Annotated in this window: 18 protein-coding genes; 15 read left to right on the forward strand and 3 right to left on the reverse strand. The window is 44.4% G+C overall.

The genetic code is table 11. The features are described from left to right. The 4 genes from WMO25_RS04200 to WMO25_RS04215 all read left to right on the forward strand — a co-directional run. Positions 1–462 (forward strand): TrmH family RNA methyltransferase (locus tag WMO25_RS04200; RefSeq protein ID WP_349084229.1); only part of this gene is annotated, 462 nt, incomplete at its 5' end. Positions 463–765: 303 nt separating this feature from the next. Next, on the forward strand, positions 766–2,061 hold the full coding sequence (eno, locus tag WMO25_RS04205) for a phosphopyruvate hydratase (protein WP_349084242.1): 1,296 nt from the start codon (positions 766–768) through the stop codon (positions 2,059–2,061). A gap of 218 nt (positions 2,062–2,279) precedes the next feature. Next, a complete protein-coding gene (locus WMO25_RS04210) occupies positions 2,280–3,764 on the forward strand; it encodes an AAA family ATPase (protein ID WP_349084230.1) in 1,485 nt (494 codons plus the stop codon). Between the two features lie 25 nt (positions 3,765–3,789). After that, the gene (locus WMO25_RS04215) at positions 3,790–5,031 is read left to right on the forward strand and encodes an MFS transporter (RefSeq protein WP_349084231.1); all 1,242 of its coding nucleotides are present in this window, start codon (positions 3,790–3,792) and stop codon (positions 5,029–5,031) included. Between the two features lie 138 nt (positions 5,032–5,169). Here the strand turns inward: WMO25_RS04215 and WMO25_RS04220 are convergent, their stop codons facing one another. Then, positions 5,170–5,400: a Uma2 family endonuclease gene (locus tag WMO25_RS04220; RefSeq protein WP_349084244.1), complete on the reverse strand. Its 231-nt coding sequence runs from the start codon at positions 5,398–5,400 to the stop codon at positions 5,170–5,172. 69 nt (positions 5,401–5,469) lie between these two features. On the opposite strand from WMO25_RS04220, the gene WMO25_RS04225 reads away from it, so the two are divergent. From WMO25_RS04225 to WMO25_RS04235, 3 genes are read left to right on the forward strand one after another with little or no spacing between them, the layout of a single operon-like run. After that, positions 5,470–5,844, forward strand: a complete 375-nt coding sequence (locus WMO25_RS04225) for a GntR family transcriptional regulator (RefSeq protein WP_253059450.1) — start codon at positions 5,470–5,472, stop codon at positions 5,842–5,844. Beyond that, positions 5,845–6,687 (forward strand): ABC transporter ATP-binding protein, encoded by an 843-nt coding sequence (locus WMO25_RS04230; RefSeq protein WP_349084233.1) that lies wholly within the window; start codon positions 5,845–5,847, stop codon positions 6,685–6,687. Continuing rightward, the gene (locus WMO25_RS04235; protein ID WP_117527508.1) at positions 6,687–7,334 is read left to right on the forward strand and encodes an ABC-2 transporter permease; all 648 of its coding nucleotides are present in this window, start codon (positions 6,687–6,689) and stop codon (positions 7,332–7,334) included. The genes WMO25_RS04230 and WMO25_RS04235 overlap by 1 nt, the downstream gene beginning before the upstream one ends. Positions 7,335–7,560: 226 nt before the next feature. On the opposite strand, the gene WMO25_RS04240 is transcribed toward WMO25_RS04235, so the two are convergent. Continuing rightward, complete coding sequence (locus WMO25_RS04240) at positions 7,561–8,427, reverse strand: NAD(P)-dependent oxidoreductase (protein ID WP_349084246.1); 867 nt, start codon at positions 8,425–8,427, stop codon at positions 7,561–7,563. 294 nt (positions 8,428–8,721) lie between these two features. On the opposite strand from WMO25_RS04240, the gene ilvN reads away from it, so the two are divergent. Beyond that, positions 8,722–9,240 (forward strand): acetolactate synthase small subunit, encoded by a 519-nt coding sequence (gene ilvN, locus WMO25_RS04245; protein WP_349084235.1) that lies wholly within the window; start codon positions 8,722–8,724, stop codon positions 9,238–9,240. Positions 9,241–9,325: 85 nt separating this feature from the next. After that, the gene (ilvC, locus tag WMO25_RS04250; protein WP_349084237.1) at positions 9,326–10,342 is read left to right on the forward strand and encodes a ketol-acid reductoisomerase; all 1,017 of its coding nucleotides are present in this window, start codon (positions 9,326–9,328) and stop codon (positions 10,340–10,342) included. Between the two features lie 181 nt (positions 10,343–10,523). Here the strand turns inward: ilvC and WMO25_RS04255 are convergent, their stop codons facing one another. After that, complete coding sequence (locus WMO25_RS04255) at positions 10,524–11,411, reverse strand: LysR family transcriptional regulator (RefSeq protein WP_117538549.1); 888 nt, start codon at positions 11,409–11,411, stop codon at positions 10,524–10,526. A 258-nt stretch (positions 11,412–11,669) separates the two neighbouring features. On the opposite strand from WMO25_RS04255, the gene leuB reads away from it, so the two are divergent. From leuB to WMO25_RS04285, 6 genes are all read left to right on the forward strand, one after another. Continuing rightward, positions 11,670–12,758 carry a 3-isopropylmalate dehydrogenase gene (leuB, locus tag WMO25_RS04260; protein WP_117527503.1) on the forward strand — a complete coding sequence of 363 codons (1,089 nt, stop codon included), beginning with the start codon at positions 11,670–11,672 and terminating at the stop codon, positions 12,756–12,758. Positions 12,759–12,795: 37 nt separating this feature from the next. Then, positions 12,796–14,466, forward strand: a complete 1,671-nt coding sequence (gene ilvD / locus WMO25_RS04265) for a dihydroxy-acid dehydratase (RefSeq protein WP_349084239.1) — start codon at positions 12,796–12,798, stop codon at positions 14,464–14,466. Positions 14,467–14,486: 20 nt separating this feature from the next. Next, positions 14,487–16,163 (forward strand): biosynthetic-type acetolactate synthase large subunit, encoded by a 1,677-nt coding sequence (gene ilvB / locus WMO25_RS04270; RefSeq protein WP_349084240.1) that lies wholly within the window; start codon positions 14,487–14,489, stop codon positions 16,161–16,163. Positions 16,164–16,374: 211 nt separating this feature from the next. Continuing rightward, complete coding sequence (gene serC, locus WMO25_RS04275) at positions 16,375–17,460, forward strand: 3-phosphoserine/phosphohydroxythreonine transaminase (protein WP_015515471.1); 1,086 nt, start codon at positions 16,375–16,377, stop codon at positions 17,458–17,460. A gap of 22 nt (positions 17,461–17,482) precedes the next feature. After that, positions 17,483–18,646 (forward strand): phosphoglycerate dehydrogenase, encoded by a 1,164-nt coding sequence (locus WMO25_RS04280; protein WP_117538809.1) that lies wholly within the window; start codon positions 17,483–17,485, stop codon positions 18,644–18,646. Between the two features lie 5 nt (positions 18,647–18,651). Further along, positions 18,652–19,893: a DUF1015 domain-containing protein gene (locus WMO25_RS04285; protein ID WP_215690967.1), complete on the forward strand. Its 1,242-nt coding sequence runs from the start codon at positions 18,652–18,654 to the stop codon at positions 19,891–19,893. Positions 19,894–20,255 lie beyond the last annotated feature (362 nt).

The raw sequence follows: 20,255 nt of genomic DNA on the forward strand, positions 1-20,255 counted from the left end.
AGAATTGCAATTCTGGAGGATGTTATGAATCCGACGAATGTGGGGGCAATTTTCCGTTCAGCGGCGGCTCTGGGAATGGATGGCATTCTTCTGACATCAGCTTCAAGCAATCCTCTCTATCGTCGGGCCATCCGTGTGAGTATGGGAACCGTTTTTCAGATTCCCTGGACGTTTATGGATAGTCAGATGTCATGGCCGGAGCCGGCTGTGGGACGGCTGCATGAAATGGGATTCAAAATAGCTGCCATGGCCCTTGATGATAACTCCGTCAGTATCGATGATCCACAGCTTGTTCATGAAGAAAAACTGGCCATTGTTCTTGGTACAGAGGGAGACGGGCTGGCAGCCAATACTATAGCAGACTGTGATTACACCGTTAAAATTCCGATGTATCACGGTGTGGATTCTTTGAACGTGGCAGCTGCAAGTGCTGTAGCGTTTTGGGAAATGCGGAGAAGATAAGAGAACCTTTATTAGCGTTAAAATACTATATAACTTATAGACGAATAATATAAATAAAAATACGCATACTGATACAGATTATTTATAGACAGCAGCGTCTTTAGAAAATATATGAAAAAGTTGTAAAATTCATTGATTCATAAGCAGGTGCTTTCAACGCGGCCGGTCCTTAAACGGTGTTTTGTACCGTTTTAGTACCGCTGCCAGCGTTGTGCAGCGAGAGCGTGCCTGCTTAGAATCAATGAATTTTACAACTTGCATAAGACTTAGAAGACGCCGCGGCTAAAAGGAGGCTGTATCATGATGCGTATTTTTTGTCCGATTTTAGATGTAAAGGCAAGAGAAATTCTGGATTCCAGAGGAAATCCTACGGTGGAGGCGGAGGTTATCTGTGAAGCAGGCATTGCGGGGCGTGCTTCTGTGCCTTCCGGTGCTTCTACAGGAAAGTTTGAAGCCCTGGAGCTGCGGGACCGGGATGAGAAGGATCGCTATGATGGAAAAGGTGTGAATAAAGCAGTTGCCAATGTGAATGTGGATATCAAAGATATTGTCGCAGGCCATTCTGTCACGGAGCAGATGCATCTGGATCGTATGATGATTGCCTATGACGGCACAGAGAATAAATCGAGACTGGGAGCTAACGCGATGCTCAGTGTTTCCATGGCATCGGCAAGAGCCGGCGCAGAGATGTCGGGGCTGCCGTTATTCCAGTATTTGGGAGGAACCTATGCCCATATATTGCCGGTACCGATGATGAACATCATCAATGGCGGTGCACATACAACCTCAGCGCTGGATTTTCAGGAATTTATGATTATGCCTGTGGGAGCATGCTGCTTCAGGGAAGCTTTACGAATGGGAACAGAAGTGTATCATGTTTTACGGAAACTACTGTTGGAGGATGGCCATGTGACAGCTGTTGGGGATGAGGGCGGATTTGCACCGAATTTGAAAAATGCAGAGGAAGCGTTGGATTATCTGATGCGGGCTGTTGAAAGGGCCGGCTATCAACCGGGAGAAGATGTGACATTTGCGATGGATGCTGCCGCCAGTGAACTCTATAACGACGAGACGGGCAAATATATTTTCGAGGGGGAAGGCCGCCTGAAAGGCAGTCCCGTTGTGCGTTCAGCAGATGAAATGATTGCGTATTATAAAAAACTGACGGAGAAGTATCCACTGCGTTCTATTGAGGATGGACTGGATGAGGAAGACTGGGAAGGATGGGTGCATATGACCAGGGAACTGGGGAATCGAGTTCAGTTAGTGGGTGATGACCTGTTTGTAACGAATAGTGCCAGACTGCAGCGGGGGATACAGATGGGGGCAGCCAATGCCATTCTTATCAAAGTCAATCAGATCGGCACCGTATCAGAAGCGATGAAAGCAATTGAGACAGCAAAAAGGGCTGGTTATAAAGTGATTGTTTCTCATCGTTCCGGAGAAACGGAGGATAGTTTCATTGCAGATCTGGCAGTGGGTGTCAATGCCGGCCAGATCAAAACCGGTGCACCATGCCGAAGCGACAGAGTGGCGAAATACAATCAGCTGTTGAGGATAGAAGATATGCTGGGCGCCAGTGCGGCGTATGGTGTGTAAGTCCGTGTAAAAATTAAGCTAACCGATATTCGTGGAGTGTCGGTTGGCTTTTTTTGAAGAAATAAAAGATGATTTCATAGATTTTTTAGCTTTCTAGAATTACAATGCATAATTATGCAGAAGCAATTGAAGTCACGGCCAATCATATGGTACAATGAGTTTATATGTTTTTGGAGATAAATGTGTTTTAGAGCAGACAAAGAAGAGGAGTGATAATAATGCCAGTTTTTGATTTCAGTGCAGCACCGGAGGATAGCAGGCAGCCGGAGTGCACGTATACAACATTTCAATCGAATGAGGAGACAGCTACACCGGAGAAGCCGATTATGATCCTGGATAATACAAAGCGTCAATGGCAGCATCACGTATGCGGTATGTTTACGAATCCGGTGAAGCGGACGTCCTTTGAATTTCAGGAGGAAGATGGGGAATTTTCAGCGGATATCCTGAAGATTGATTCCAGATTTGTCAGTCTGCTGAAGTGGTTGGGAGAGAATCATATCAATGTCCGACTGTCGGGTCAGAACAGAGTGGATGGCTATGCTGTTTACAAGATCCGTGAGATTGGTTTCGGCGGAGGAACAAAGCTTTCTGCTGAAGACGGCTTTTTGCAGTTCATGATCGAACGACTGCTGGCCAGCAATGCACCGGCAGAAGAACAGGTGGATGAAGAATTGGAAGAAATGGGCGATGATATGAAGCTCACCAGCCTGCAGAGTATTACGGATTTTATGAATTGTGCGGGAAGAACGCTTCCGGACAATATCAGACTTTGGGCCAGAAGAAATCTTGCGGTTGCAAGATCTCATGAGGTGTCACCGGAAGAGCGCAGACATGCCCAGCGTGCCCTGTCCATTATGATGAATATTCAGTGGAAGAATAATTATTTCGAGGCCATTGATCCGGAGGAGGCCCGCAGGATCCTTGATGAGGAACTTTATGGCATGGAGCGGGTGAAACAGCGTATTATCGAGACCATTATTCAGATCAACAGAACCCATACATTGCCGGCCTACGGCCTTTTGCTTGTGGGACCTGCAGGTACCGGTAAGTCTCAGATCGCCTATGCGGTGGCAAGAATCCTGAAACTGCCTTGGACAACTCTGGACATGAGTTCCATCAATGACCCTGAGCAGTTGACCGGAAGCTCCCGTATTTATGCCAATGCCAAACCAGGCATTATTTTGGAAGCTTTTTCTATGGCGGGAGCATCCAATCTTGTCTTTATTATCAATGAGTTGGACAAAGCTGCTTCCGGCAAGGGCAACGGCAATCCATCTGATGTATTGCTGACCCTTTTGGATAATCTTGGATTTACAGATAATTACATAGAATGTATGGTGCCGACGGTGGGGGTTTATCCGATTGCCACAGCCAATGACAAGAGCCAGATCAGTGCACCGCTGATGTCACGTTTTGCAGTGATTGACATTCCTGATTATACGCCGGAAGAGAAGAAGATTATTTTCTCAAAATTTGCATTGCCGAAGGTACTTGGCAGGATGCAGCTGAAACCGGAGGAATGTATTGTGGCAGATGAGGCATTGGATGCTATTGTGGCACGTTATGCAGATACAACAGGTATCCGAGATCTGGAGCAGGCGGCAGAACATATTGCGGCCAACGCCCTGTATCAGATTGAAGTGGATCATAAGCAGAGTGTAACTTTTGACGGGCCAATGGTCAGAAAGTTACTGGATTAAGAATAGACTGAGGAGATAAGGGATAATGGAGGAGAATAATAAAAAAAGACAGCTTCAGAGAGCCGTTTTTGTTTTTACGCTGGTTGTATGTTTGTCAGCTATTGCCGGAGGCCTTGGCTCGGCGACATTTTCCAACTATTTTAAAGAGGTCTACCATGTGGACAGTGCCCAGAGAGGGTTCCTGGAAATACCGAGAGAATCGCCGGGGGTTTTGTGTGCATTGATTATTTCAGCACTGGCAGGATTCAGCGATATCGGCATTGCGGCTGTTTCCCAGGTGTTGGTGATGGTTGGTCTGATGGTGATGGGGGCATTTAGTCCGTCCTACGGCATGATGATGATTTTTCTGTTTATCCAGTCTTTGGGTATGCATCTGTTTATGCCTCTCAACGATGCCATCAGTATGGATCTGGCCAGAGAAGGTGAAGTCGGCAAGACGCTGGGGAATTTCAAAAGCAAAGCAAATATGTGTACGATGGTGACGGCTTTTGTTATTTTTGCAGGCTATCGTTGGGGATTCTTCAGCTTTAAGGATAAGATTTTGAAACCTTTTGTCATTGCAGCAATTTTGTCGCTGATTGCAGCCGGACTGTTGGTTTACATGAAGAAAATTATGCCAAGGACGCAGATTCAGGCAAAGACAAAGAGCAAGTTTGTCATGAGAAAGAAGTACATGCCGTATTATCTGACGCTGGTTGCCTATGGCTGTCAGAAGCGAATCAAGCTTGTGTTCGGACCGTGGATTATCATCGAATTGATGGGAAAAGGTGCAGATACTGTGGCACTGCTTGGAATTGTGACCTCTTTTATCGGTGCATTTTTCAGCAAATATCTCGGAAAAATGCTGGATGAAAAAGGTTTGAAGTATACGATGATCTTCGAGGGAGGATATCTGCTTGTTGTGATTGCAGCCCTTGGCGCAGCGGCGGGTGCTCTTGAAAGAGGCGGTCTCGGCAGTCACGGTATCTGGGTTTTCCTTGTTTATTGCCTGTACATACTGGCCTTTCTGCTGGAGCAGTTTAATATGGTACATGCCTTCATGATGAGAAAATTGGCTATTGATCCGTCGGAAGTCACAGCCAGTCTGTCAGTGGGGCTGAGTCTTGACCACATTCTGGCTATCACTGTTTCAGCTGTACTGGGGGTTATCTGGGAGAAGTTCGGTGCAGAATATGTTTTCTTCCTGACTGCTGCAACGTCGTTGATGCAGATTGGTGTGGGCCTCTATATGGGAAGACAGCTGGCAAAGCAGGAAATGCAGCGTTAAAATGAATAAAGATTGAGATATAAAGAGTTCCGGTTTTTATGGTACTTGCATGAACAAAAAATCTCTGCAAACCTTTGGCGATAAGCCTGTTTGCAGAGATTTTTTTGCGTAAATCCACAAAAGCCGGTATTTCATTTTTTATTTGAGATAGTCAGATACTGTTATGGATAAATCCGGGAAAATACCGCATTGCACAGGCTGGTCAAATGGGATAATTGTCGGGGCGGCATCTTTGTCATAGTCATAGACGGTTGTGCATGCTTTGGCCGGATCTACGATCCAATATTCACGGACTCCGGCGCGGGAGTAGGCGGTGTTCTTAATGATGCAATCTGTTTTACGGCTGGAAGGTAAAACGATTTCAATGATCCAAGTGTCTTGACAAAACTGGACTTACTGTATATACTGTATATATGCAGTAAGCAAGGAGGCGAGGACGTGAATATTTTTATAGATAATAAAAGCGGTGCCCCGATTTATGATCAGATTTATTCACAGATCAAGGCGCAGATTATCGGCGGTGACTTGCAGGAAGATGAGTCTCTTCCTTCTATCAGGAGTCTGGCGAAGGATCTGAGGATCAGTGTGATCACAACAAAGCGCGCCTATGAGGAACTGGAGAAGGAAGGATTTATCTATACAGTTGCAGGCAAAGGCAGTTTTGTGGCACCGAAGAATGTGGAATTACTGCGTGAGGAGAACTTGAAGAAGATTGAAGGCTATATACAGGAGATACGAAAGCTGGCGATGCCATGTGGATTGAGTCTGGAGGATATCATTGAGATGTTTCGTATTCTGGAGGAGGATGAGTAAATGAATGCAATAGAGATCAGGGATTTAAGTAAAAGCTATAAGGATTTCAATCTGGAGCATCTGAATCTGACATTGCCCGGCGGCTGCATTATGGGCTTAGTTGGTGAGAATGGCGCAGGAAAGAGTACGACTATCAAGCTGATTCTGAATATGATCCACCGGGATTGCGGAAGTATTTCTATATTAGGAAGAGACAATGTGACAGAGATGCAGTCATTGAAGGAAGATATCGGCGTTGTGTTGGATGAAGTCGGCTTGCCGGAGTGTCTGAACAGGAGGCAGGTTGGCAATATTATGGCCCTCACTTTTAAAAACTGGGATTCAGACTATTTTGAAGCGCTTTGTGTGAAACTGGGAGTTCCGGATCAGAAGAAATTTGGTGAGTATTCCAAGGGCATGAAGATGAAGATCGGCATTGCAGTTGCTATGTCGCATCATCCGAAACTGCTTATTTTGGATGAAGCCACAAGTGGGTTGGATCCGGTTGTGAGAGATGATGTACTTGATCTTCTGAACGATTTTACAAGAGATGAAGATCATGCAGTGCTTGTTTCGTCTCATATTGTCAGCGATCTTGAGAAAATCTGTGACTATATTGCATTTATGCATCAGGGTCAGTTGGTGCTGTGCGAGGAAAAAGATAGGCTGACAGAGTTGTATGGTTTGATTCGATGCAGTGCCGAGCAGCTTAAGGAACTGAATCCGCAGGCTGTGATTGGAAAAAGTGAGTCACCATATGGAGTTGAAGCTGTTGTAAGAAGAGCGGAGCTGCCAGCAGGCTGGGAAGTCAGCCCGATTGATATTGAAGAATTATTTGTGATGATGGTAAGGGGGAGAGCATAATGAAGGGATTATTGTTGAAGGATTATTATATGCTTTTGAAATATTGTCGACCATATGCTTTGATTGTATTGATATTTGGCGTGTGCTCTCTGGCTGATGGAGGTAATTTGTTTATGCTGGCCTATCCTGCGGTGTTATGCGGTATCAATTCAGTATCTTTATTGGCCTATGATGAAAAAAGCAGGTGGCAGCAATATTGTGAGACAATGCCTTATACGAGAAAACAGGTAGTGGATTCAAAGTATCTGCTGTCATTTTTACTTATTGCTGGGCTGTCGGTTGTGTTAGCAGCTGCACATAGTCTGGTGGGTGCGGTAAGAGGTATTTTTAATCCAGTATGGGTATTGAATATTTTTTGCCTTATATGGAGTGTAGGACATGCATTTTCTGCGATTTGTCTGCCAATGATTTTTAAATACGGTTCAGAAAAAGGCAGGGTGATGTATATTGCTGTTGTTGTCGTATTTTGTGTAGCATTTGTCAATTTTGGCGGATATGATTTCTCAGAGGTTTCACAATTATCCGGAGCATTTGCGGTATTTGCGGAAAATCCGATTTATATGGTTGTGTTGGCTGTTATTGCTGCAGTGTTATTTCTGGGGTCTATGAAACTTTCGGAGCAGTTTTATATGAAAAGAGAGTTATAATAGAATGTAGAAATTCAAACAGGCAACAATTCATTTGGTCAGAGTTGAGTTTTGTATCAGGAGTTGCCGAGAAGTCTTGCATATAACAAAAGCACGTATTGTTTCAGATGATTTCATTCATTGAAGGAGATTATGAAATATACGTGCTTTTGCTATTTTATTAAATTCAATTAGTTCAGTGCATCATCAAAAAGATGGGGCAGTGATTCGGCATCCGGATAATTCTCTATACATCTAGATAATGTTTCAGCAAAGCCTGTGTGCCCATATCGCCGAGGCCTTTGGCTTCAAGATCTTTGTAAATAGCCAGAACAGCTTCTGAAATAGAAAGGTCAGCACCGGCTTCACGGCCTTCTTCTGTGGCAATATTCATGTCCTTGATGTAATGCTTGATGAAGAATCCAGGGTCAAAGTCACCTTTGAGCATACGCGGAGCCATATTGCTCATCTGCCAGCTGCCTGCAGCGCCGGCACTGATACTGTCAAGCATTGTCTGAATATCAAGACCTGTTTTCCTGGCATAGGTGATAGCTTCGCAGACACCGGCAATACAGCCTGTCAGGGCAATCTGGTTGGCCATTTTCGTGTGCTGTCCGCATCCGGCAGCACCTTCATAAATAATATTGGTGCCCATAGCTTCAAAAACAGGCATGGCTTTTTCGAAAATTTCTTTGTCGCCGCCTACCATAATACTTAATGTACCTGCTTTGGCACCGGAGTCACCGCCGGAGACAGGTGCATCTAATGCGTGTTTGCCGACTGCTTTGGCTTCATCATAAATCTTAGCAGCCAGTTTCGGGCTGGAAGTGGTCATGTCAATGAGAATGGCATTGTCTTCGGAATTGGCAATGATACCCTTTTCGCCAAAATAAGTTTCTTCCACATCCTTTGGAAAACCGACAATGGTGATGATGACGTCCTGACCTTTAGCACACTCAGCGGCAGAATCACGCCAGATGGCACCTTCTGCGATAATGTCTTCAGCTTTTGACTTTGTTCTTGAATAAACTGTTACCTGAAACCCTTTTTTCATCAGATTGCGGATCATGGACTTGCCCATGACACCGGCACCGATAAAACCAACATTTTTAATCATGATGCACGCCTCCTAAATTATATTTTGATAGGAGTGTATCATATTTTAAAGTTTACGACAATGGCTGAAGAGAATATACGGAATGTATACAGGATGTTGGCATTGAGAAAAAGCCTTTTGCAGTAAAACAAAATTTTCTAACTTTAAACAGATAAAATATTACTGCAATTCAGTGAAATCTATTGACAAACTGAGGACATATTGCTAAAATAAGCGTTGACAGTCATACCGAAAAAGGCAGGTTTGCCGGGAATGCATGCAGGTCGCTTTGGGGAAAGGATGTAATTGAACATGAAAGAACGCAAGAAGATATTAACAATGCTGGTGGAGAATAACTATGGTGTTACCAGCCGTGTTTCCGGTATGTTCAGCAGACGAGGCTTCAACCTGGACAGTTTTACAGGATGTGATACACTGGATCCAAGGTTTTCCAGGATTACAGTAGTTGTTCATGGTGATGAGCAGGTACTGGAACAGATTGAGAAGCAGGTCAGAAAGTTGGAAGATGTCATTTATGTGACAGACCTGACAGCGGTGGATTCAGTTTGTCGTGAACTGATGCTTGTGAAAGTCCGGGTACTTCCGGAGAATCGCCAGTCCATAATGGCAGTCAGCAGCATTTTCCATGGTAAAGTGGTGGACGTGACAAGAGATTCTATGATTATCGAGCTGACAGGCAAGCAGGAGAAACTGGATGCATTTATTAATCTGCTGGACGGCTATGAGATACTTGAAGTTGCCAGTACAGGTCTGACAGGTCTGGAGCGTGGCTCAGAGAGTGTTGTGCCTTTGAAAGGAAAGAGCCTTTAGGAGGCAGGATTGATAACAGAATAATAGGTATTTATTATCCATTATTAATACATTTATTTTTATACTATCAGGAGGTTTCATAACAATGGCTAAGATTTTTTATGAACAGGACTGTAATCTCTCATTATTAGAGGGCAAAACAATCGCCATTATCGGTTACGGCAGCCAGGGACATGCCCATGCAAAGAATTTAAGGGATTCAGGATGCCATGTCATCATTGGTCTTTACAAAGGCAGCAAGTCCTGGGCTAAAGCTGAATCAGAAGGTTTTGAAGTTTATACATCTGCAGAAGCAGCTAAGAAGGCTGATATCATCATGATTCTGATCAATGATGAGAAACAGGCTGCACTTTACAAAGATGAGATCGAACCAAACCTGGAAGCAGGCAACATGCTGATGTTTGCTCATGGTTTCAATATCCATTTCGGAACAATCGTACCTCCTAAGGATGTCGATGTTACAATGATTGCACCTAAGGCACCTGGTCATACAGTAAGAAGTGAGTATGTAGCAGGTAAAGGTACACCTTGTCTGATTGCTGTAGAACAGGATGCAACAGGCAAAGCTCAGGAACTGGCTTTAGCTTATGCACGTGGTATCGGCGGTGCAAGAGCAGGTGTTCTGGAAACAACATTCAGAATCGAAACAGAAACTGACCTTTTCGGCGAACAGGCAGTCCTTTGCGGTGGTGTTTGTGCACTGATGCAGGCTGGTTTCGAAACACTGGTTGAAGCTGGCTACGACCCAAGAAATGCATACTTCGAATGTATCCATGAAATGAAACTGATCGTAGACCTGATCTATCAGTCAGGCTTTGCCGGCATGAGATACTCTATCTCCAACACAGCAGAGTACGGTGATTACATCACAGGTCCTAAGATTGTTACAGAAGATACAAAGAAAGCAATGAAACAGATTCTGTCCGATATCCAGGATGGTACATTTGCAAAAGACTTCTTACTGGATATGTCTGATGCAGGCAAGCAGGTACACTTCAAAGCAATGAGAAAGAAAGCTGCAGAACATCCATCAGAAAAAGTTGGTGAAGAAATCAGAAAACTTTACAGCTGGAATGGCGAAGACAAACTGGTCAACAACTAATTCTTCTGTTTTTCAAGAGAATAACGATAAGAGAGGTCATCACTCGAAAGAGGGATGGCTTCTTTTTTTAATTACAAATTTCAAAACTATGTTTTTCCCTGAAAATAAATTAACAATGTAAACGTTTCATATGAAAAAAATACTTTCCAAATGGAATGGAAACCGTATGCTGTTTTCAGTACTAAGAAACAAAATCAATGAAAGCGTTGAGAAAACGGTGGGATGATCGGCCTTTTTTCCAGGCAAAGACAATCTCTCTCGGGTGAATGGCCTGTGGGGTGGGGATTTCGACGAGAAGGCCGCTTTTCAAGTCGTCAGCGACAAAATCCCTGATGACACAGGCAATGCCAAGCCCGGTTCTGGCGAATTCAATCAGAAGATCCATTGTTGTAATCTCAATCAGATTGGAGGCATGAATGTGATTTTCCTCAAGGAAATAATCAATAAACTGCCGGGATGCATTGGCTTTGTCAAGAAGCATCAGTGTGCCGGCATTGAGCAGATCCAGGCCGGAGACTTGTGTACGCATCTGAAGATTGTTGAGATAGTTGGGTGTACAGACGAAAACATCCTCGATTCTTCCCTGTGAAACAAAGGAAATATGTCCGGTGTCTTCCGGTTTGGCCACCAGGCCGAGATCAATAGAGCCGTCTCTGAGCATATCCAGTGTATGATTGGTGGACTGGCAGGAAATATTGATACTGATATGCGGATATTGCGCAATAAATGTTTTCAGATAAGGCAGCAGACGGTACCTGCAGAGTGTTGTGCTGACGCCGATGGTAAGGTGTCCAAGACCCATATCGCGAATGCGGGAGAGTTCCGCTTCCCCTGCTTCCAGAGAATGGAAAGCGTCCGATACATGATGAAAAAGCAACTGCCCTTCTTCTGTCAGAGAAACACCGCGGGAGGTACGTTCGAAGAGGTGGGTCTGAAGTTCGTTTTCAAGATTGCTGATGGACTTGCTGATAGCAGGCTGGCTGATATAAAGGTGCCTCGCTGCGGCAGAGATCGAGCCACATTGAGCGACAGTGTAAAAAATGCGATATAAAGAAAGTGTTGTATCCATAAATCTTCTCCTATAACTATGATTTATAATGCTTATACGTAATATATATTTCTATTATACATCTAAGTGTGGTACAATAACAACACTGGAATTTCAATAGAAAAACAAACCAAGAATGCCATTTTAACGGGTATTATTTGATTTTATACGTTAGCAAGTTAAATTTTTACGCAAATACAGTTGAAATTCTAAAAAAAATAGTTTATTATAGATTTTAACGCAAATGCAAGGCCGTTTGTCGGGGAAAGGGAGATTATCATGAATTATAAGATTGCATTAATAAAAGGTGACGGTATTGGTCCTGAAATTGTAGATGAGGCTGTAAAGGTGCTGGATCGGGTCGGTGTGAAGTATGGTCATACATTTGACTATACAAGAGTACTGATGGGCGGAGAATCCATTGATGCCTGCGGTGTGCCATTGACAGATGAGGCCATTGCACAGTGTAAAGCCAGTGATTCTGTATTGATGGGTTCCATCGGCGGCAATACGACTACATCACCATGGTACAAACTGGAACCATCCCTTCGTCCGGAGGCCGGTCTGCTGAAGCTTCGTAAGTCACTTGGCTTATTTGCCAATATCCGTCCGGCATATCTGTATGATGAATTAAAGGCAGCCTGCCCGATCAAGGATGAGATTATCGGAGATCAGGGATTTGATATGGTTATCATGCGAGAACTGACAGGCGGTCTTTACTTTGGAGAGAGAAAGACAGTTGAGGAGAACGGTGTTTTGAAAGCCTATGATTCACTGACCTATGATGAGAACGAGATCAGAAGAATTGCCATTAAAGGTTTTGAGATCGCTATGAAGAGACGTAAGAATGTGATCAGTGTTGATAAGGCAAATGTACTTGATTCCTCACGCTTATGGAGAAAGGTTGTTGAAGAAGTAGCGAAGGATTATCCGGAAGTAACCTATTCTCATATGCTGGTTGATAACTGTGCAATGCAGCTTGTGAAGAATCCGGGACAGTTTGATGTTATCCTGACAGAGAATATGTTTGGTGATATCCTTTCTGATGAGGCCAGTGAGATTACAGGTTCCATTGGTATGTTATCATCAGCAAGTCTCAGTGAGACAAGCCTCGGCCTGTATGAACCAAGCCATGGTTCCGCACCGGACATCGCAGGAACGAATCAGGCGAATCCGATCGCAACCATTCTTTCAGCAGCTATGATGCTCAGATATTCATTGAATCTGGATAAAGAAGCAGATGCCATAGAGGCAGCGGTTAAGGCTGTTTTGAAGAAAGGCTTCAGAACGGTTGACATTATGTCAGAAGGATGCACACAGCTTGGCTGCAAAGAGATGGGTGATGCCATTGCAGCTGAGATTCAGTAATAGATGCTATTAGGGTTTTTAGGAAGGAATTAATAGAATGAAGAGTGATAATGTTAAAAGCGGTATGCAGCAAGCACCGCATCGTTCCCTTTTTAATGCACTGGGAATGACTCAGGAAGAAATGAAGAAACCACTTGTAGGTATCGTAAGTTCCTACAATGAGATCGTACCGGGCCATATGAACCTGGACAAGATTGTCAATGCAGTTAAACTTGGTGTTGCCATGGCAGGCGGTACACCGGTCGTTTTCCCGGCAATTGCTGTCTGTGACGGTATTGCTATGGGGCATATCGGTATGAAGTATTCCCTTGTAACACGTGATCTGATCGCAGATTCCACAGAGGCAATGGCTATTGCCCATCAGTTTGATGCATTGGTTATGGTGCCGAACTGTGATAAGAATGTTCCGGGACTTCTGATGGCAGCAGCCAGAGTGAATGTGCCGACTGTATTTGTCAGTGGCGGTCCGATGTTAGCCGGTCATGTAAAAGGACAGAAGACGAGCCTTTCCAGTATGTTTGAAGCAGTCGGTTCCTACGCAGCAGGCAAGATGTCTGAGGAAGATGTGCTTGACTATGAACAGCATGCTTGTCCGACCTGCGGTTCCTGTTCCGGTATGTATACAGCCAACAGTATGAATTGTCTGACAGAAGCCATCGGTATGGGACTTCAGGGCAACGGCACAATTCCGGCTGTTTATTCTGAACGTATCAAACTGGCAAAACATGCCGGTATGAAAGTTATGGAACTTCTGGAGAAGAATATTCGTCCAAGAGATATCCTGACAGAGAAGGCATTTATGAATGCATTGACTGTGGATATGGCCCTGGGATGTTCGACAAATACAATGCTTCATCTTCCGGCAATTGCACATGAAGCAGGGGTTGAGATCAACCTTGATATTGCCAATGAATTGAGTGCAAAGACACCGAACCTGTGTCATCTGGCACCGGCCGGACATACATATATGGAAGAGCTCAATGAAGCAGGCGGCATTTATGCTGTTATGAATGAGCTGAATAAAAGGGGACTGCTTTACACAGACCTGATCACTGCAACAGGCAAGACGGTTGGTGAGAATATTAAAGGATGCGAGAATAAGAATCCTGAGGTAATCCGCCCAATCGACAATCCATACAGTCAGACAGGCGGTATTGCGGTACTGAAGGGCAACCTGGCAGTGAACGGCAGTGTTGTTAAACGTTCTGCAGTTGTTCCTGAGATGATGGTACACGAAGGACCTGCACGTGTCTTTGATTGCGAAGAGGATGCCATTGCAGCGATCAAGGGCGGCAAGATTGTACCTGGAGATGTTGTGGTTATCCGCTATGAAGGACCAAAGGGCGGTCCTGGTATGAGAGAAATGCTGAATCCGACATCTGCCATCGCAGGTATGGGTCTGGGCTCCAGTGTGGCACTGATCACGGACGGACGTTTCTCTGGCGCGTCCAGAGGGGCTTCTATCGGACATGTATCTCCTGAAGCAGCATTGGGCGGCAATATCGCGCTTGTTGAAGAGGGGGATATTATCAAGATCAATATTCCTGAAAATACATTAAATGTCGATGTTTCTGATGAAGTGCTTGCCGAGAGAAGAGCAAAATGGCAGCCAAGAGAGCCGAAGGTTACAACAGGTTATCTGGCACGTTACGCTGCACTTGTTACAGATAGCAGCAAGGGTGCGATCCTTCAGGCTCCGACAGTATAGATTCGGAAGGGAAGAATAGAATGTTATTAACAGGAGCAGAAATTGTAGTTGAGTGTCTGAAAGAGCAGGGTGTGGATACAGTTTTTGGTTATCCCGGCGGTGCAATCCTCAATGTGTATGATGCACTTTACAAGCACAGCGATGAGATCAGACATGTATTAACTTCACATGAACAGGGCGCTTCCCATGCGGCAGACGGCTATGCCCGCACAACCGGCAAAGTCGGTGTCTGTCTGGCAACATCAGGACCGGGAGCAACCAATATCGTTACAGGCATTGCAACGGCTTATATGGACTCAGTTCCAGTGGTGGCAATCACCTGTAATGTCAATGTCAATCTTCTTGGCAAAGATAGTTTTCAGGAAATCGATATCGCCGGTATTACAATGCCGGTGACAAAACATAATTTTATTGTCAAAGATGTGAATAAGCTGGCGGATACCATCCGCCGTGCATTCGCGATTGCTCAGGCAGGGCGTCCGGGACCGGTTCTTGTGGATATTCCAAAGGATGTCACCGGTGCAGAAGCTGAGTATGAATATAAGGTGCCGGCGCCGATCAAACGCAAGTCTGATCAGATCAGTGAAGAGACGATGCAGGAAGTTATCGGACTGATCGAACATTCTGTCAGACCATTTATTCTTGTGGGCGGCGGTGTCATTCGTGCAGATGCGGCAGATGAGCTCAGAGAGTTTGTAAGCAAAGTACAGGCACCTGTGGCAGATACACTGATGGGTAAAGGTGCTTTTGACGGCAGGGAAGATGCTTATACAGGTATGGTAGGCATGCATGGTACCAAGACATCCAATTACGGTATCACAGAATCTGATCTTCTGATTGCCATTGGTACACGTTTTTCGGATCGTGTCCTGGGCAATGTCAAGGCATTTGCCAGACATGCAGATCTTGTCCATATTGATGTGGATGCTGCAGAAGTCAACAAGAATGTTATGTGCAAGTATTCAATTGAAGGCGATGCCAAAGTTGTTCTTCAGAGATTGAATGAGAAACTGACGCAGCAGGATCATGAGCCGTGGATGCGGCATATTCGTGAGATGAAGTCGCGTTATCCGATGACTTACAATCATGAGGTACTGACCGGACCGGGGGTTGTCGAGAGTATTTATAAGGCAACAGACGGTGATGCAATCATTTGCACAGAAGTTGGGCAGAACCAGATGTGGGCTGCACAATTTTATAAATATAAGGAACCAAGACAGTTTATTTCTTCCGGTGGTCTCGGAACCATGGGCTATGGTCTTGGGGCAGCACTTGGTGCCAAGCTTGGCTGTCCGGACAGAATCGTGATCAATGTTGCCGGAGACGGTTGTTTCAGAATGAACATGAATGAGCTGGCAACAGCTTCCAGATATCAGATTCCGGTTATTGAAGTGGTTGTCAACAACCATGTACTTGGTATGGTCAGACAGTGGCAGACATTGTTTTATGGCGAACGCTATTCAGCCACTGTTTTAAGTGATAGTGTTGATTATGTAAAGGTTGCCGAAGCCATGGGCGTGGACGGCCGACGCGTGACAACACAGAAGGAATTTGATGAAGCCATTCAGTGGGCAATCAATTTAAAGAAGCCGGTTCTCATCGATTGTATGATTGATCCGGATGATAAGGTATGGCCGATGGTTGCCCCCGGAGCATCCATTGCAGATGCATTTTCCGAGGAAGACCTCGACAATTAATATCCGTAAACCACCTTTTGGTTTAAATATATAATAATTATAACTATTCAGAGCCAACCTCCAAAATGCTACGCATTTCGTCGGTGTGGCGTATCCGCCAAATAAAATTTCAAAAACAGACTTAAAAATGCAAGCATTTTATACCTGCTTTTGAAATTTTGCTTGGCTCTGAACAGTTACAAATAATTCATCTAAAAAGGAGAGAAGAAAAATGAGCAGAGTTTATAACTTTTCAGCAGGACCAGCTGTGTTGCCTGTTGAAGTATTGCAGGAAGCAGCAGATGAAATGCTTGACTACAGAGGCACTGGCATGTCAGTAATGGAGATGAGCCATCGATCTAAAGCTTTCGACAATATTATTAAAGAAGCAGAAGCTGATTTAAGAAAGCTCATGAATATTCCAGACAACTATAAGGTGTTGTTCCTTCAGGGTGGTGCTTCACAGCAGTTTGCCATGATTCCTATGAACTTCATGAAAAATAGAAAAGCCGGATATATCCTGACTGGTCAGTGGGCTAAGAAAGCGTTTTCAGAAGCTAAGATTTTCGGCGAAGCTGTCGAATTAGCCTCATCAGCAGACAAAACATTTACATATATTCCGGACTGCAGTGACCTGCCGATTACGGATGATATGGATTATGTGTATATTTGCGAAAACAACACAATTTATGGCACCAAATACCATACTTTGCCGAATACCAAAGGTAAATTACTGATTGCTGATCAGTCTTCATGTTTCTTATCAGAACCTGTTGATGTGACAAAATACGGTATGATTTATGCCGGTGTACAGAAAAACGTAGGCCCTGCTGGTACTGTTATTGCCATCATCAGAGAAGATCTGATCACAGATGATGTTCTTCCGGGCACACCAACTATGCTGAAGTATAAGACACAGGCAGACAATGATTCTCTGTATAATACACCGCCTTGCTACGGCATTTATATCTGCGGCAAAGTCTTCAAATGGCTGTTGAAGACAGGCGGTCTTGAAGAAAGAAAGAAGATCAACGAAGCAAAAGCGAAGATCCTTTATGATTTCCTTGATCAGAGCAAGATGTTCAAAGGTACTGTTGAGAAAGAAAGCCGTTCTATTATGAACGTACCTTTTGTAACAGGCGATAAAGATCTGGATGCTAAGTTTGTTGCAGAAGCAAAGGCAGCTGGTTTTGAGAATCTGAAAGGTCATCGTACCGTCGGAGGTATGAGAGCCAGCATTTACAATGCAATGCCGACAGAAGGTGTTGTTGCCCTTGTTGATTTTATGAAGAAGTTTGAGGCAGAGAATACAAAATAAGCCGAGTCTCCCGGAGGTAATGATCATGAAAATTAGTTGCTTAAATCCAATTGCTGCTGTAGGCATGCAGCTTTTTACAGATGCCTATGAGAAGGTTGATGATTTTGCTGCATCTGATGCAGCACTTGTAAGAAGTGCAAGTGTCCATGAACTGGAACTGCCGGATCAGCTGCTGGCGATTGCCAGAGCAGGTGCCGGTGTCAATAATATTCCATTGGACAAATGTGCAGAAAAAGGTATTGTTGTCTTTAATACACCGGGTGCGAATGCCAATGGTGTAAAGGAAGCTGTTCTTGCAGGTCTTTTCCTTGGCGCAAGAGACATTGTCGGCGGCGTAAACTGGGTTCAGACAGTAAAAGAAGATCCGAATGTGGCCAAACTTGTAGAAAAAGGCAAGAAACAGTTTGCCGGCACAGAGATTATGGGCAAGAAGATCGGCGTGATTGGTCTGGGTGCCATTGGTGTTCTGGTAGCCAATGCCTGTGTGGCACTTGGTATGGAAGTTTATGGTTATGACCCGTTCATTTCTGTTGACGCTGCATGGAATCTGTCAAAGGATATCAAACATATTGCCAATGTAGAGGATATCTATACAAACTGTGACTATATTACTGTACATGTACCATTGATGGACAGCACAAAGAAAATGATCAATGCAGATGCATTTGCGAAGATGAAGGATGGTGTCATTGTGCTGAACTTTGCACGTGACCTGTTAGTAGATGATGATGCCCTTGAAGCAGCCATTGCAGCGGGTAAGGTCAGAAAGTATATCACAGATTTCCCGAATGCAAAGACAGCTCAGATGAATGGCGTTGTGGCCATCCCTCATCTGGGTGCTTCTACAGAAGAATCAGAAGATAACTGCGCAGTGATGGCAGTGAAAGAATTGAGGGATTATCTTGAGAATGGTAATATCACACATTCTGTCAACTATCCTGCCTGTGATATGGGTATCTGCAAAGCTGCCGGCCGTATTACAATCTGCCATAAGAATATTCCGAACATGCTGGGACAGCTGACAGGTGCCTGTGCGGCTGAGGGTATCAATATTGAAGATATGACCAACAAGTCAAAAGGTGACTGGGCATATACAATGATGGATATCGGTTCAGAAGTTTCAGAAGCTCTTGTTGAAAAACTGGCAGCTATTAACGGAGTTGTAAAAGTACGAAAGGTGAAATAAGCTTTATGGCAAATGTCAAGCCTTTTAAGGCAATCAGGCCGTCATCTGCGCTGGCTGCGCAGGTGGCGGCTTTGCCTTATGATGTCTATAACAGAGAAGAAGCAGCGGAGAAAGTGAAAGGGCATCCTTTGTCTTTTCTCAATATTGACCGCCCGGAGACACAGTTTGACCCATCTATGGATATGTATGCGGACTGTGTTTATGAAAAAGCAAAAGAAATGTTGGATAGGGAGATTGCCGAGGGCATTTTTGTTCAGGATGAACAAAAATGTTATTATCTGTACGAACTGACCATGAACGGCCGAACACAGACGGGCATTACTGCTTGTGTATCTATTGATGATTATCTGCATCAGGTAGTCAAAAAACATGAAGATACGAGAGCGGAGAAAGAACAGGACCGTATTCGGCATGTCGATGTCTGCAGTGCGCAGACCGGACCGATTTTTCTGACATACAGAACCAATCCGATCCTTTCTTATATCGTCTGTCATGTGAAGGAAGAATCACCTGTGTATGATTTTGAGGCGGAAGATGGCATACGACACAGAGTGTGGATTGTTGGTGATGACCTTGCGGTAGCTGCCATTGAAAAGGCCTTTGCGGCTGTTGATGCGTTGTATATTGCTGATGGTCATCATCGTGCAGCCAGTGCCTTTAAAGTGGGCATGAAGCGGCGAAGAACCCATCCGGCTTATAATGGAACAGAAGAATTCAATTACTTCCTTGCGGTTTTATTTCCTGAGGAAGAATTGAAGATCATGGATTATAATCGTTTGGTGAAAAATCTGAATGGCTGGTCAAAAGAAGATTTTCTGGAGAGGATCCGACGGGATTTTACAGTGGAACACGTGGGAAAAGAGGCGGTTTCACCATCGAAAAAAGGTGAATTCGGCATGTATCTGGATCATGATTGGTATCGACTGAATGTCCATCCGGATAAAACATCCGAAGACCCGGTGGACGGGCTGGATGTGTCTATTCTTCAGATGAATCTGCTGGATCCTGTACTTGGTATTGAAGATCCGAGAACAGATGAGAACATTGAATTCGTCGGAGGTATCCGCGGATTGGGAGAACTTGAAAAACGGTGTCATGAAGACATGGTGGTTGCTTTTTCAATGTATCCGACATCTATTCGGGAACTGTTGGCCGTGGCTGACGCAGGACGGCTCATGCCGCCAAAATCCACATGGTTCGAACCCAAACTTCGGTCTGGCCTGTTCATTCATCAAATCGAAAAATAGCAGAGAGCGCGCTTCAAATATTTAGAAAGGGCTTTCGGAGAAAAAATTCAATACAAGCACGTTTGCACTGCCGATGGCAGCAGCGGTACATAAGACATTAAAAAACAATGTCTAAGTACCGGCAGCCATCGAAGCGCTTGTACTTGAATTGTTTTCTTCGAAAGCCCAGTTTAATAATTATTGAGCGCGCTTATGTCGGTCCATGAGAATGCAGAATATGCAGAGAATATGGATATATGCTGATATTTGTAGAGATATATATGTTTGGTAGTTAATTCCAAAAAAATAAAAAAGTGCGGCCTCAATAAACTTCGAGAAAGGATTTTCAATGAATTTGTTCAATCACAGGTGCTTCTGACACG

Origin of the sequence: Coprococcus intestinihominis (genome assembly GCF_040096555.1) — a bacterium.
Lineage (GTDB): Bacteria > Bacillota > Clostridia > Lachnospirales > Lachnospiraceae > Coprococcus_A > Coprococcus_A intestinihominis.